Below are 13,176 nucleotides of genomic sequence, written 5' to 3'. Positions count from 1 at the left end.
CCCGATGTTCGACGCCTTCGCCATCGGCATTGCCGGCCTCATTTGCCTCCTGGCCCTGATCGCCGTCAGGGTACCGATCGCCTACACGATGATCCTTGTGGGCTTTGTCGGGATCATCCTGCAATCCGGTCCGACCGTGCTGATGAACCAGCTCAAGGACCTCGCTTATTCGCAGTTCTCGAACTACGATCTCTCCGTCCTGCCGATGTTCATCCTGATGGGCGGCCTCGCCTCGCGCTGCGGCCTGTCGCGCGACCTCTTTCGCGGCGCCAATGCCTGGCTCGGCCGCTTCCGTGGCGGCGTCGCCATGGCGGCGGTCGCGGCCTGCGGCGGCTTCGGCGCGGTGTGCGGTTCGTCCACGGCGACGGCCTCGACGATGGGCCAGGTCGCCCTGCCGGAACTCAAGCGCTACAATTACTCCCCCGCGCTCGCCACCGGCACGATCGCCGCGGGAGGCACGCTCGGCATCCTGATACCGCCCTCGGTGGTGCTCATCGTCTATGCCATCATAGTCGAGGCGAATGTCGTGACGATGTTCGCCGCCGCCCTGATCCCCGGCATACTGGCGACGCTGCTGTTCATGCTGACGGTGGCGATCTATGTGCGGCTGGTGCCGGGTTCGGGCCCGGAAGGGAAAGCCGTGACGCGGGACGAACTGCTTGCCGCAACGCTCGCGGTGATCCCGGTCGCCGTCGTATTCGGCATCGTCATCGGCGGCATCTATGCCGGTATCTACAATCCGACCGCAGCCGCGGCAATCGGCGTGTTCCTGGTCACCGCCTATGGCCTCGTCATGCGCCGGCTGACCCTCGCGGGCATGGGCGACGCGTTGCTCGAGACGGCACGAACGAGCGGCATGATCTTCCTGATCCTGCTTGGCGCCGAGTTGCTCAAGATCTTCATGGCCCGCGCCGGCGTCCCGCAGGCCGCCGCCGAGCTGCTGCAGGGCAGCGGCCTGTCGCCGATGGCCATATTGATCCTCGTCATCATACTCTATCTGATCCTTGGCTGTCTGATGGACAGCCTGTCCATGGTGATCCTGACTGTGCCCTTCTTCTGGCCGGTCGTGGCCGGGCTGGACTACGGCCTCGATCCCGGTGACCTCAAGATCTGGTTCGGCATCGTCATACTGATCGTCGTCGAGCTCGGACTGATCACGCCGCCGATCGGGCTCAACGTCTTCATAATCAACGCGCAGGCGCCCGACGTGCCGATGCGGCAGACCTTCAAGGGCGTGATGCCGTTCTTCGGCGCCGAAGTATTCCGCATCGCCCTGCTCGTCGCCTTTCCCGCAATCACGCTGTTCCTTCCGAAGCTGCTGCAATGACCGCCGAACCGCTTCGCATCGCGGTCCTGGGCGCCGGCGCCATGGGATCGTTCTTCGGCGCCCGCCTGAAATCCGGCGGCGCCGCGGTCACGCTGATCGACGTGAACCGGCAGCATATCGACGCCGTCACGGCGAACGGGCTGCGCGTCGACACGGATGCGGGCACCGAGATCGCATGGCTTCCCGCCGCCACGCCCGATGCGGTGCACGATCAGTTCGACGTGCTGCTGGTATTCACCAAGACGATGCACACGCGTAGCGCACTCACCGGCGCCATGCATCTGATCGGACCGGAGACCGTGCTGCTCAGCCTTCAGAACGGGCTCGGCAATAAAGAGATCCTGCTCGGCTTCGCCGAGGCGTCCCGCGTCTTGATCGGCATGACGTCCTATCCCGCCGACATGATCGGCCCCGGCCATGTCGGCTCGCATGGCGACGGCAAGATACGCTTCTGGACGAGCGACGGCTCCGATGCGCCTCAACTCGGTACGATCGCGGCGGCCTTCCTCGCCGGGGGGCTCGACTGCCTCACCGACGACACGGTCCAGGTCGCCATCTGGGAGAAGGTCGCGTTCAACGCCGCGCTCAACTCCATCGCCGCGGTCACGCATGCCACGGTCGGCCAGATCGGCCGCCTTCCGGAGGCACGCAAGCTTGCCCACAGGATTGCCGGCGAAGTGGTGATCGTGGCCAATGCAGCCGGCATACCAGCGGACGCCAAAGCCGTTCACGACCTCGTCGACCATGCGCTCGACACGCATCTCGACCACAAGCCGTCCATGCTGCAGGACGTGCTCGCGGGACGGAGAACCGAGATCGACGCGATTGCCGGCGCCGTGGTGCGGCAGGCAGGCGTGCTCGGCATTCCCGTTCCCGCCACCGAGGCGCTGCGCACCCTGGTGCTTCTGGCGACGGAAGGGCGCGCATAGTCTCGCGCGGGAAGGCGTCGGGCAGCTAGACCCCGTAACCCACGATGCCCTTGATCTCGATAAAGTCGTGGATGCCCCAGTCGGCATATTCGCGGCCGTTGCCCGACTGTTTGTAGCCACCAAAAGGCGCGAAAGTGTCCCAGTCGGGATAGTTGATGGACACCTGGCCGGCGCGCAGGCGGCTGGCGACGTCGCGCGCGTGGCCGATATCCCGGGACTGCACATAGGCAGCAAGTCCATAGACCGTGTCGTTGGCGATACGGACCGCGTCTTCCTCGTCCTTGTATGAGATCACCGACAGCACCGGACCGAAAATCTCCTCGCGGGCGATCGTCATGTCTGGCGAGACATGGCCGAACACGGTCGGCCTGACATAGTAGCCCCGGTTCAGACCTTCCGGCCGGCCGGGGCCGCCGGTCACCAGCGTGGCGCCTTCGGAAATCCCAGCCTCGATCAAACGCTGGATCTTGTCATATTGGATCTGGCTGACGACCGGCCCGAGCACCGTGCCTTCGCCATGGGGGTTGCCGACCTTGTGCGCTTCGGCGGCCACCTTGGCGATCGCCAGGGCCTCGTCATGGCGGGCGGCCGGCACCAGCATCCGGGTCGGCGCGTCGCAGGACTGGCCGCTGTTGCCGAAGCAGCCTTCGACGCCCTTGGTGACGGCGGTGGCGAACTCGGCGTCGGGCAGGATGATGTTGGCGGACTTGCCGCCGAGTTCCTGCGCGACCCGCTTCACCTTGTCGGCCGCCGTCTTGGCGACGATGATGCCCGCCCGGGTCGAGCCGGTGAAGGAGACCATGTCGACATCCGGGTGGCCGGCCATTACCTGGCCGACATCGGGACCGGTGCCGTTGACCAGGTTGAACACGCCCCTGGGCACGCCGGCCGCGTCCATGGCCTCGGCGAAGATGATGCCGCTGATCGGCGCGATCTCGCTCGGCTTGAGCACCACCGTGCAGCCGGCGGCGATTGCCGGCGCCACCTTGCAGACGATCTGGTTGAGCGGCCAGTTCCAGGGCGTGATCAGCGCACAGACGCCGATCGGTTCCTTGACGACCATGGTCGAGCCGCGCTGGTGGCTGAATTCGTAGGTCTCGAAGGCCTTGATCGTCGCTTCGAAATGGGCCTGGCCGGCCCAGGCCTGGGCGCCGCGTGCCCAGCCGATCGGCGCGCCCATCTCCTGCGACACGGCCTGGGCGATGTCCTCGTAGCGATCGTTGTAGGCGGCGAGCATGCGCTTCAGCAGAGCGAGGCGCTCGGCATGCGACGTGCGGGAAAAGCTGTCGAAAGCCGCGCGTGCCGCCGCCACGGCCTTGTCGACATCGGCCTTCGAGCCGATCGAGATCTCCGTATAGGCTTCCTCATTCGACGGATCGATCACCGGGAGCTTCGCCGGCACTACCGGCGCGACCCACTTTCCGTCGATGTAGAAGTTCAGGTGATTGTTCATGCCGTTTCCTCCCGCGGGCGAGGTCTTCTGGTTCCGGCGGGAACTATGACCCGCAATGATTTCGATCGAAAGCCGGACAAGCGCCACGCTGCATCGAAAAAGCGGCGCTTGTCACAAGGGCAAATGGCGATGCGTCGAGACGGCCGTCCGGCAGACAGCTTTTCATAGGCCATGCGACGATCCGGCGCGGCTAAAGCTTCAGCGCCCTCAGCCGCAGAGCGTTGCCGACGACGGAGACCGAGGACAGGCTCATCGCGGCCGCCGCGATCATCGGCGACAGCAGCATGCCCGTCAGCGGATAGAGCACTCCAGCCGCCACGGGCACACCGAGCGCATTGTAGGCGAAGGCGAAGAACAGGTTCTGCTTGATGTTACCGATGGTCGCCTCGGCCAGCCTGCGAGCCCGGACGATGCCGTTGAGGTCGCCCTTCACAAGGGTGATGCCGGCGCTCTCCACGGCGACATCGGCGCCGGTGCCCATGGCGATGCCCACTTCGGCGACGGCGAGAGCCGGCGCATCGTTGACGCCGTCGCCGGCCATGGCCACCTTCGCGCCCCTGGCGTGCAGCTCTTCGATCAGCGCCTTCTTGCCCTCCGGCAGCATGTCGGCGCGGATCTCGTCGATGCCTAGCTTCTGCGCGACGGCGCGCGCCGTCTTCTCGTTGTCGCCGGTCGCCATGATGATGCGCAGTCCGGTTTCATGCAGCACGCGGATCGCCTCGGCCGTCGTAGGCTTGACCGGGTCGGCAACAGCAACGATGCCTGCAAGCCTGCCGTCGACGGCGACGAACATCGCGGTCCTGCCTTCGGCGCGCAACTCGTCGGCGCGGGCGGCGGCCTGCTTCGCGTCGAGACCCAGTTCCTCCATCATCGCCCGGTTGCCGAGCGCGACGGAGCGGCCTGAAATCGTGCCGGAGACACCCTTGCCGGTGACGGCCTCGAAGCCTTCGGCATCGGCGAGCGCAACGCCACGCTCCTTCGCGCCTTCCACGATCGCCTCGGCCAGCGGGTGTTCCGAGCCCTTTTCGAGCGATGCGGCCAAGGCCAGCAGACCGGCCTCGTCGATGCCTTCGAGAGCGACGACATCGGTCAGTTTCGGCCTGCCTTCGGTCAAGGTACCGGTCTTGTCCACGATCAGCGTGTCGACCTTGGCGAAACGCTCCAGCGCTTCGGCATCCTTGATGAGAACGCCGGCCTGCGCGCCGCGCCCGGTCGCGGTCATGATCGACATGGGCGTGGCGAGGCCGAGCGCGCAAGGGCAGGCGATGATGAGCACCGAGACAGCCGAGACGATGGCGAAGATCATGCTCGGCTCCGGCCCGGCGAGCGCCCAGACGAGGAATGAGACGATCGCAATGAGCACCACGGTCGGCACGAAATAGAAGGACACCCGGTCGGCCAGTCCCTGGATGGGCGCGCGGCTGCGTTGCGCCCTGGCGACCATCTCGACGATCTGCGACAGCATCGTCTCGGCGCCGACACGCTCGGCGGTCATGACCAGCGTGCCGTTCTTGTTGAGCGTGCCGCCCGTGACCTTGTCGCCGACACTCTTCTCGACCGGCAACGGCTCGCCCGTGATCATGGATTCGTCGACCGAGGACCGTCCCTCCGCGACGACGCCGTCGACGGGAATGCCGTCGCCGGGCCGCACGCGCAGCCTGTCTCCTTGCTTCACGGCATCGAGCGGAACGTCGGCCTCCGAACCGTCGGCGGCGATCAGGCGCGCCGTCTTCGGCGCGAGATCGAGGAGCGCTCGGATCGCCGAGCCGGTGCGCTCGCGCGCCCTCAGTTCCAGCACCTGGCCCAGGAAGACCAGCGCCACGATGACCGCGGCCGCCTCGAAATAGACCGGCACCGAGCCGCCATGACCACGGAAGGAATGCGGGAAGATGTCGGGAAAAATAGTCGCGACCACGCTGTAGACATAGGCTGCGCCGACGCCGAGCGAGATGAGCGTCCACATATTCGGGCTGCGGTTGAGGATGGAATCCCAGCCGCGCCGGAAGAACGGCGTGGCGGCCCACAACACGACCGGCGTGGCCAGGACGAGTTCGATCCATGCCGCCACGCGCTCGCCGATCCAGTCGCGGACCGGCAGGCCGAACATAGGCCCCATGGCGATGACGAGCAGCGGAATGGAAAGGACCGCGCTCACCCGGAAACGACGGGTGAAGTCGACCAGTTCGGGGTTCGGGCCCTCGTCCCCGCTTGGCACGCCCATCGGCTCCAGTGCCATGCCGCAGATCGGGCAGGCTCCGGGCTTGTCCCGGATGATCTCGGGATGCATCGGGCAGGTATATTGCGTGCCCTTCGGCATGGTTGCGGGTGCAGAGCGTTCGCCGCTATATTTCTGCGGATCGGCCTCGAACTTTCCCTGGCAGGACGGCGAGCAGAAATACTGGCCCTTGCCCTCGTGGCGCAGGAAGTAACGCGCGCCGGCGCGATCCACCTTCATGCCGCAGACCGGGTCGGTCGCCTGCAGATAGGCGTCCGGTTCCTTCACGAACTTCTCGCGGCAGGATGCGCTGCAGAAATGATAGATATGCCCGCCATGGGTGACTGTCGGCTTGCCGGCGGCCGGATCGACCGTCATGCCGCAAACCGGGTCGCGGACGATCTGCCCGACGTCCGCCGCCTGGCCGGCGCCGTGGCCGTGACGGGCATGGTCCGCATGATCGTGATGGGCATGTTTCTCATGATCGGGCATGGTTTGGTCCCTGCTCGGTTCTTCTGTTCAGCCTGGAGATAGGGCTTCCGGCAACTGGAAGGTCAAGGGTTGAAACGAAAGCGCTGGTGCCACGTGGCATCACAAGAACAGCTTGCACGGGAATAACTCCGCAGATACAACCACATCATTCCCGAAAACCGTTGCGGCTCGAGGTGCACGATGGAATCTGGCGGATCAAAGACGATGCGCCGTCTTCTTGCGGTACCGTACGGATGTGCTCGGAAAGGCAGGGCCTTCCAGCGCCTGCTGCTCCTCGTAACGGTGCTCGCCTCGATTTTCCTGGCAAGCCATCAAACTCAAGCTGAGGAAGCCGAGCGTGACATTTTCTCGGAGCTTTTGACCGACAAAACCGTGAAGACGGCGCTTGATGGCATGCTCGCCACCTTACCATCCGCGCAATGCGCGCCTGGCCAGGCCTGCGCTCCGGCATCGCCGGAGGAAATCGCGACCCCGCCGGTATCGGTCGAGCAGGCGCGCGGAGCGATCCGGGCCGGCTTCATCTCCGGACTTGCGGAATGGTGCGGTCTGGACTGGCAAGGCCGGGTGTTCCAGCCCTTGATCGACTCGTACCGGAATGTCGACCGGCTGGAGCCACGCATCGTGACGATGCTCACCCTTCTTCATGGCTACGGGCAGGGCCAAATGGTGGAGAGCATGAAGACACAGCAATGCTCCGCGGCACAGCGCGATTCCATCGATTCACTGGTGTCCTCCGTGGGCGACGCACGCTGAATCTCGGAGCCGTCAGAGCGACAGTCCGGCGGCATTTATACGCTGCAACGAATGGCGCAGCCGAGCCATGTCGGCATCCGCAGCCCGCGGATGGACGAGACCCAGCCTCGGTCGGAGGTGCCATGACGTCCTTGCCTCTGCAGCGCGCCGCCAAATTCATGACAAAAAAAGTCATGAAAACTCTTGCCCGTGCAGGTCACCCGGCCTAAAGCACGGTTCTATCACCCTGGCCTATCTGAACGGCCGGCCGACGATTGCCGAAGGCAACGATCCCGGAGAGGATGACCGATGTTGAGAACAAGGCGGCTTGCAGGACTGGTCGGGCTGCTGGGATTGTGTGCCCTCGCCACCATCGCCCCTGCACAGGAACAAGCCCCGCCCGCCGCTGCCCAACAGGGCAGCGCGCCGACGATGGCAGCACCCGCGACGCCAACGCCGACCACGGCGGCGCCCACCACGACAGCACCGGCCCATCTCCCCGACGGCAACTCCGCCCCCGAAGGCAACCCTGCTCCGCTCGAATTGCAGCCGGTCGCGCCGAGCGGCTCCGCGCCTGCCCCGATCGCCCCGGCGCCCATGCCGGAAACGACGCTGCCGCACGACCTTTCGCCCTGGGGCATGTTCATGGCCGCCGACGTGGTCGTGAAGGCGGTGATGATCGGCCTTGCCTTTGCGTCCCTCGTCACCTGGACCGTCTGGCTGGCGAAGTCGCTTGAGCTAGCCGGAGCGAAGGTCCGCGCGCAGCGCGCCGTCCGCGCGATTTCCGAAGCCGCCAGCCTCGCCGACGCCGGCAAGGCGCTCGGCAATGCCGGCGGTCCGGGCGCGCTGCTCGTGCGGGCCGCAGGTGAAGAGGTCGCGATGTCGGAGGGCATTTCCGGCAAGGGCGACGGCCTCAAGGAACGCGTCGCCTCGCGCCTTGCCAGGATCGAGGCAGCCGCCGGGCGACGCATGTCGCGCGGCACGGGCGTGCTCGCCACCATCGGCTCGACGGCGCCCTTCGTCGGCCTGTTCGGCACCGTCTGGGGAATCATGAATTCCTTCATCGGCATCAGCAAGGCGCAGACCACCAATCTCGCCGTGGTGGCGCCCGGCATCGCCGAGGCGCTGCTCGCCACCGCCATCGGCCTGGTCGCCGCCATCCCGGCCGTCGTGATCTATAACGTCTTCGCGCGCTCCATCACCGGCTATCGCCAGGTCCTGGCGGACGCATCGGCCGGCGTCGAGCGGCTCGTGAGCCGGGATCTCGACATCAGCGCGGTCGCGCACGCCGCGCGCCGGCAACCGCTCGCGGCCGAGTAACGGGACGGCCCCGACATGGCGAGCAGAATCCGCGAGAATGCCGGCGACGATCTCGAGGAGAACCACGAGATCAACGTCACGCCCTTCATCGACGTGATGCTTGTGCTGCTCATCATCTTCATGGTGGCGGCGCCGCTGGCGACCGTCGACGTCAATGTCGACCTTCCCGGCTCGACCGCCAACCCTTCCCCCCGGCCCGAGCAGCCCTTGTTCCTCACGCTGAAGAGCGATCTCAGTCTCGCCCTGGGCAACGACACGGTGGAGCGGGCATCCTTCGCCACCACCCTTGACGGCCGCACCAGCGGCAACAAGGAAACCCGTATCTTCCTGCGCGCCGACAAGGCGGTGGGCTACGGCGACCTGATGGAGGTCATGAATCTCCTGCGCGGCGCCGGCTACCTCAAGATCGCGCTGGTCGGGTTGGAGACGATGACGCCGGGCGTACCAACCGCTGCGCCGCTGCCGGGAGCGGCCCAATGAGCATCGCGGCCTCCGCGCCCAGCACACAGCTCATGCGCCTCACCCGGCGCGATGCCATGCTGTGGGGCGCGGCGGGCGCGATGGTGCTGGCGATCCATATCGCGATCGGTTTCGGCGCGCATATGCTGCGGCCGGCCGACTCCGACGGCGGCCCGCCGCCCGCTTTGATGATCGAGCTTGCCCCGCTTCCGGTCGCGCCGGCGGTCCAGGAAGATGCCTTCGTACCCGACCAGGTGCCTGCCGAGCAGGCTGACCCGGTCGAGGAGACGCAGGAGGTGTCGGAACTCGAGCCGGAGCCGATCGAAGAGACCGAGCCCGTCGAAGAGGTGCAGGAAAAGCCTGCCGAGGCCGTCGAAGAGGTCGAACTGGCGAAGGTCGAGCCGGTGGAACAGCAGGAGCCGCTCGACGAGGTCATTCCCGACGTGGTCGAGGCGGAAACCCCTGAGGTCGCCGTTCCCCTGCCCGAGCCGCGCCCGGTGATCGAGGAAGAGAAGGCAGAGAAGCCGGTCGAGAAGCCGCGTCCGCAGAAGAAGGAAAAGGCGGAGAAGAAGGAACCGGCGGCCAAGCCGACGATGGCGGCGAAAGTCGAGGCGCCGACCGCACCGAGGGCGGCGGCGCAGAAGAGTACGCAAGGCGTTTCGTCGCCCCGCGTCAGTCCCGCCAAATGGCATTCGCGCGTCGTTGCCTGGCTGAAGCGCCACCAGCGTTATCCGAGCCGTGCCAAGGCCAGGGGCGAACAGGGCACCGTGCGGGTTGCCTTTACAGTCGACCCCGGCGGCCGCGTAACCTCGTCGCGGGTGACGCGCTCCTCCGGCAATCCGGAACTCGACAAGGCCGCGCTCGATATGCTGCGCCGCGCCTCGCCGGTGCCGGCGCCGCCCAAGGAACTCGCCAAGGCCAGCATACCCCTGGCGCTGCCGGTCACGTTCGACCTCCGCTAGCCTACGGCCGGCGGGCGCCGCGCGCCACCACGCCGTCGCAGAATGCCTCGACGATGAAGGTGATCTGTGCCGCGATCTCGGCCGGCGGAACCGCCATGAAACGCCGGGCGAGGCCGAGGCTGACAATGCCGTGCACAGCGGAGAACAGCGACCGGGCGAGAAGATCCAGCCGCTGCTCCGAAGCGCCGGGCAGAAGAACGCGCAGCGGCTTCACGATGTGGCCGATCAGACGGACATGCTCGTCGATCTGCCATTGCGGCAGTTCCTTGCCCGCGCGGAAGCCGAGTTCGAAGATCGCCGACCACAGTTTGGGATGCGCCGTGACGAAGTGGAAATAGGTGAGGCCGAGGGTCACCAGTCCGCGCTTGGGGTCACGTCTGACGCCTTCGTCCGAGAAGGCGCGCGCGACCGCCGCCTCCAACCCAACCAGGGTGCGCGCGTTCACCGCCGTGACCAGGGCATCCATGTCCTTGAAGATGTTGTAGATCGCGCCCAGGGCGCAGCCCGCCTCGCCGGCAACGTCGCGCGCGGTGAGCGCGGCGTAGCCATCATTCGCGATCCGGCTTTCAGCGATCGCAATCAGCTTCTGCCTCAGCTGTTCGCGGCGCTCCTCGGTCTTGCTCGCCATGATCGGTTTCCTGTTTGCCGCTTTTTTGGGATTCGCCACAATTTGAACACTGTTCACAATGATCGTGAACAGTGTTCATGACACTAGATGGCATGGACTGGAGTGAAGTCAAGGCGAAGGCGATTTCGCCATGGGCGGCGAAGGCGATTTCGCCTTGGGCAGCAAAGGCGATTTCGCCTTGGGCAGCAAAGGCGATTTCGCCTTGGGCAGCAAAGGCGATTTCGCCTTGGGCAGCAAAGGAGGCAGGCCATGCCGACGCTCTATGCACTGAAACCGGCTTTCCAGGCCCGGCTCAGGCCTTTCGTCGCATGGCTGGCGCACGTCGGCGTGACCGCGAACCAGGTGACGGTCGCCGCATCCGTGCTCTCGATCGCGACCGGCGCCCTCATCGCCTTTTTCCCCGACCGAACTGCTGTCTTCTGGCTGTTTCCTGTCGTGCTCTTCGTGCGCATGGCCATGAATGCAGTCGACGGCATGCTGGCGCGCGAGCACGGCCAGGCATCGCGGCTCGGCGTCTATCTCAACGAACTCGGAGATCTCGTCTCCGATCTGGCGCTCACGCTGCCATTCGTGCTGGTCGCGCCCTTCCAGCCCTGGGGCGTTGTCTCATTCGCCATCATGGCGCTGCTGTCGGAATGCGCCGGCATCATCGGCACCGCCGCGGGTGCGGTGCGCATCTATGCCGGCCCGCTCGGCAAGAGCGACCGGGCCCTCGTGCTCGGCGCGCTCGGCGCGCTGATCGCATCGGGCGTCACGCTACCCGTATTCGCTTCCTGGCTGTTTCCTTTCCTGGCCGCGCTCTCGGCCGTCACCATCGTCAACCGCATCCGTGCCGGGCTCGCCGCCTGAGCATCATCGAGGTCTCCCATGAAACATGAAGTGCTGGTCGCAAAGATCGACGCTCCCCGCTCCTCCGTCGCGCTCGAACGAAGCTTCCGGAGCCATGACGGCGCGCAGATCTTCTATCGCTGCTGGCCGGCGCGCAGCCCCCGCACGCGCGGCGCCGTGGTCCTCTTCCATCGCGGCCATGAACATGGCGGGCGCATGGCGCATCTGGTCGACGAACTTGGCCTGGACGACCATGCGGTTTATGCCTGGGACGCGCGAGGCCATGGACGCTCTTCCGGGGAACGCGGCCATTCGCCCTCCTTCGCGGCATCCGTCCGCGACATCGATTGTCTCGTGAAGGAGATCACCGCACGCGACGGAATCGCCGTCGAGGACATCACGGTGATCGCGCAGTCCGTCGGCGCCGTGCTGGCCGCCGGCTGGGTGCATGACTATGCGCCCAGGCTGCGTGCCCTGGTGCTGGCCGCCCCGGCTTTCGACGTCAAGCTTTATGTGCCGTTCGCCCGCCAGGGCATCGCGCTGTGGCAGAAGCTCGCCGGGCCGTTCTTCGTCAATTCCTATGTGAAGGCGCGCTTTCTCACCCATGACCGCGAGCGCATCGCGTCTTTCGAGAACGATCCGCTGATCACACGGCCGATCGCCTCCAACATGCTGCTCGAACTCTACGATCACGCGGAGCGCATCGTCGCCGACGCCGGCGCCATCACCGCGCCGACCCAGCTCCTGATCTCGGGCAGCGACTTCGTGGTGCGGCAGGCTCCGCAGCACGAATTCTTCGTCAGGCTGGGCAGCCCGGTGAAGGAGCGGCATGTGCTGGCGGGTTTCTTCCACGATACTCTGGGCGAGAAGGATCGCGCCGTGGCGCTCGCCGAGGTCAGGCGTTTCATCGGCGAGCAGCGCCGCCGGCCGGCGCCCCGGCCCGACCTGACGACCGCCGATCGGGCGGGCCATACCCGCGACGAGGCCGACCGTCTGGCGACGCCGCTGGAGACCTTTTCGGCCAAAGGGGCGTGGTGGGCGTTCAACCGCTTCATGATCCGCGTCGGAGCCGCCTTTTCCCAAGGGCTATCGACGGGCATCCGGACCGGTTTCGATTCCGGCTCGACACTAGACTACGTCTATGAGAACCGGGCGCGGGGCATAGGCCCCGGCGGCAGGCTGATCGACCGCTTCTTCCTCGACGCGGTCGGCTGGCGCGGCATCCGCCAGCGCAAGGCACATCTGGAGGAACTGATCCCTGCCGCAGTGGCACGGCTTCAGGCCCAGGGACGAAGCGTCGACGTGCTCGACATCGCCGCCGGCCATGGCCGCTACGTGCTCGACGCGATCGCGCTCTGCCCGCGGCAGCCGGCGAGTGTGACATTGCGGGACTATTCCGACATCAATGTCGTGGCAGGATCGAGCCTCATCCGCCGGCGCGGGCTGCCGGATACGGTTGTCTTCCGCAACGGCGACGCTTTCGACGCCGCGTCCCTGGCGGCACAGTCGCCGGCACCCGACCTCGCCATCGTCTCCGGTCTCTACGAGCTCTTTTCCGGCAACACGCTCGTGGCGCGTTCTCTCGACGGCCTCGCCCGCGCGATGACGCCGGGCAGCCTTTTGATCTACACCAACCAGCCCTGGCACCCGCAGCTCGAGATGATCGCCCGTTGCCTGACCTCGCATCGCGACGGCAGGCCATGGGTGATGCGCCGCCGCAGCCAGGCCGAGATGGACCAGCTCGTCGAGAAGGCCGGCTTCCGCAAGCTCGACCAGCGCATCGACCGCTGGGGCATCTTCACCGTATCGGTCGCGGAACGGGTCTAGTCGG

At 66.3% G+C, this 13,176-nt stretch carries 12 protein-coding genes; 8 read left to right on the top strand and 4 right to left on the bottom strand.

Annotated features, from left to right (window positions below):
* Nucleotides 1–4 precede the first annotated feature (4 nt).
* Nucleotides 5–1,327, top strand: a complete 1,323-nt coding sequence (locus tag JN302_RS11855) for a TRAP transporter large permease (protein WP_202312323.1) — start codon at nt 5–7, stop codon at nt 1,325–1,327.
* Complete coding sequence (locus JN302_RS11850; protein ID WP_202332981.1) at nt 1,324–2,256, top strand: ketopantoate reductase family protein; 933 nt, start codon at nt 1,324–1,326, stop codon at nt 2,254–2,256. The genes JN302_RS11855 and JN302_RS11850 overlap by 4 nt, the downstream gene beginning before the upstream one ends.
* 25 nt (nt 2,257–2,281) lie before the next feature.
* On the opposite strand, the gene JN302_RS11845 is transcribed toward JN302_RS11850, so the two are convergent.
* Both JN302_RS11845 and JN302_RS11840 read right to left on the bottom strand, forming a co-directional pair.
* Entirely contained in the window at nt 2,282–3,709 is a 1,428-nt protein-coding gene (locus JN302_RS11845) for an aldehyde dehydrogenase family protein (protein WP_202332980.1), read from the bottom strand.
* A gap of 190 nt (nt 3,710–3,899) precedes the next feature.
* Nucleotides 3,900–6,416, bottom strand: coding sequence for a heavy metal translocating P-type ATPase (locus JN302_RS11840; RefSeq protein ID WP_202332979.1), 2,517 nt, complete (start codon nt 6,414–6,416; stop codon nt 3,900–3,902).
* 204 nt (nt 6,417–6,620) lie between these two features.
* Between JN302_RS11840 and JN302_RS11835 the strand changes: the two genes are divergently transcribed.
* From JN302_RS11835 to JN302_RS11820, 4 genes are all read left to right on the top strand, one after another.
* On the top strand, nt 6,621–7,169 hold the full coding sequence (locus JN302_RS11835) for a hypothetical protein (RefSeq protein ID WP_202332978.1): 549 nt from the start codon (nt 6,621–6,623) through the stop codon (nt 7,167–7,169).
* A gap of 288 nt (nt 7,170–7,457) precedes the next feature.
* Complete coding sequence (exbB, locus tag JN302_RS11830; protein ID WP_202332977.1) at nt 7,458–8,468, top strand: tonB-system energizer ExbB; 1,011 nt, start codon at nt 7,458–7,460, stop codon at nt 8,466–8,468.
* Nucleotides 8,469–8,483: 15 nt separating this feature from the next.
* Nucleotides 8,484–8,948, top strand: coding sequence for a TonB system transport protein ExbD (gene exbD / locus JN302_RS11825; RefSeq protein ID WP_202332976.1), 465 nt, complete (start codon nt 8,484–8,486; stop codon nt 8,946–8,948).
* Nucleotides 8,945–9,889: an energy transducer TonB family protein gene (locus JN302_RS11820; protein WP_202332975.1), complete on the top strand. Its 945-nt coding sequence runs from the start codon at nt 8,945–8,947 to the stop codon at nt 9,887–9,889. The genes exbD and JN302_RS11820 overlap by 4 nt, the downstream gene beginning before the upstream one ends.
* A gap of 1 nt (nt 9,890) precedes the next feature.
* Here the strand turns inward: JN302_RS11820 and JN302_RS11815 are convergent, their stop codons facing one another.
* Nucleotides 9,891–10,517 (bottom strand): TetR/AcrR family transcriptional regulator, encoded by a 627-nt coding sequence (locus JN302_RS11815; protein ID WP_202332974.1) that lies wholly within the window; start codon nt 10,515–10,517, stop codon nt 9,891–9,893.
* Nucleotides 10,456–10,785 carry a hypothetical protein gene (locus JN302_RS11810; protein WP_202332973.1) on the bottom strand — a complete coding sequence of 110 codons (330 nt, stop codon included), beginning with the start codon at nt 10,783–10,785 and terminating at the stop codon, nt 10,456–10,458. The genes JN302_RS11815 and JN302_RS11810 overlap by 62 nt, the downstream gene beginning before the upstream one ends.
* On the opposite strand from JN302_RS11810, the gene JN302_RS11805 reads away from it, so the two are divergent.
* Nucleotides 10,767–11,366, top strand: a complete 600-nt coding sequence (locus tag JN302_RS11805) for a CDP-alcohol phosphatidyltransferase family protein (RefSeq protein ID WP_202332972.1) — start codon at nt 10,767–10,769, stop codon at nt 11,364–11,366. The genes JN302_RS11810 and JN302_RS11805 overlap by 19 nt on opposite strands.
* Nucleotides 11,367–11,384: 18 nt before the next feature.
* Nucleotides 11,385–13,172, top strand: a complete 1,788-nt coding sequence (locus tag JN302_RS11800; RefSeq protein ID WP_202332971.1) for a bifunctional alpha/beta hydrolase/class I SAM-dependent methyltransferase — start codon at nt 11,385–11,387, stop codon at nt 13,170–13,172.
* Nucleotides 13,173–13,176: the final 4 nt, after the last annotated feature.

This window comes from Mesorhizobium sp. L-8-3 (assembly GCF_016756615.1).
GTDB lineage: Bacteria > Pseudomonadota > Alphaproteobacteria > Rhizobiales > Rhizobiaceae.
Note: the sequence above shows the minus strand (reverse complement) of the source record. Positions and strands in the feature narration are given on the sequence as shown.

What these genes read in the sequence shown, in the direction of transcription:
- exbD (WP_202332976.1), top strand. Translation starts at nt 8,484, where the DNA reads ATGGCGAGCAGAATCCGCGAGAATGCCGGCGACGATCTCGAGGAGAAC.
- JN302_RS11815 (WP_202332974.1), bottom strand. Translation starts at nt 10,517, where the DNA reads ATGGCGAGCAAGACCGAGGAGCGCCGCGAACAGCTGAGGCAGAAGCTG.
- JN302_RS11850 (WP_202332981.1), top strand. Translation starts at nt 1,324, where the DNA reads ATGACCGCCGAACCGCTTCGCATCGCGGTCCTGGGCGCCGGCGCCATG.
- JN302_RS11840 (WP_202332979.1), bottom strand. Translation starts at nt 6,416, where the DNA reads ATGCCCGATCATGAGAAACATGCCCATCACGATCATGCGGACCATGCC.
- JN302_RS11845 (WP_202332980.1), bottom strand. Translation starts at nt 3,709, where the DNA reads ATGAACAATCACCTGAACTTCTACATCGACGGAAAGTGGGTCGCGCCG.
- JN302_RS11855 (WP_202312323.1), top strand. Translation starts at nt 5, where the DNA reads ATGTTCGACGCCTTCGCCATCGGCATTGCCGGCCTCATTTGCCTCCTG.
- JN302_RS11835 (WP_202332978.1), top strand. Translation starts at nt 6,621, where the DNA reads ATGCGCCGTCTTCTTGCGGTACCGTACGGATGTGCTCGGAAAGGCAGG.
- JN302_RS11800 (WP_202332971.1), top strand. Translation starts at nt 11,385, where the DNA reads ATGAAACATGAAGTGCTGGTCGCAAAGATCGACGCTCCCCGCTCCTCC.
- exbB (WP_202332977.1), top strand. Translation starts at nt 7,458, where the DNA reads ATGTTGAGAACAAGGCGGCTTGCAGGACTGGTCGGGCTGCTGGGATTG.
- JN302_RS11820 (WP_202332975.1), top strand. Translation starts at nt 8,945, where the DNA reads ATGAGCATCGCGGCCTCCGCGCCCAGCACACAGCTCATGCGCCTCACC.
- JN302_RS11805 (WP_202332972.1), top strand. Translation starts at nt 10,767, where the DNA reads ATGCCGACGCTCTATGCACTGAAACCGGCTTTCCAGGCCCGGCTCAGG.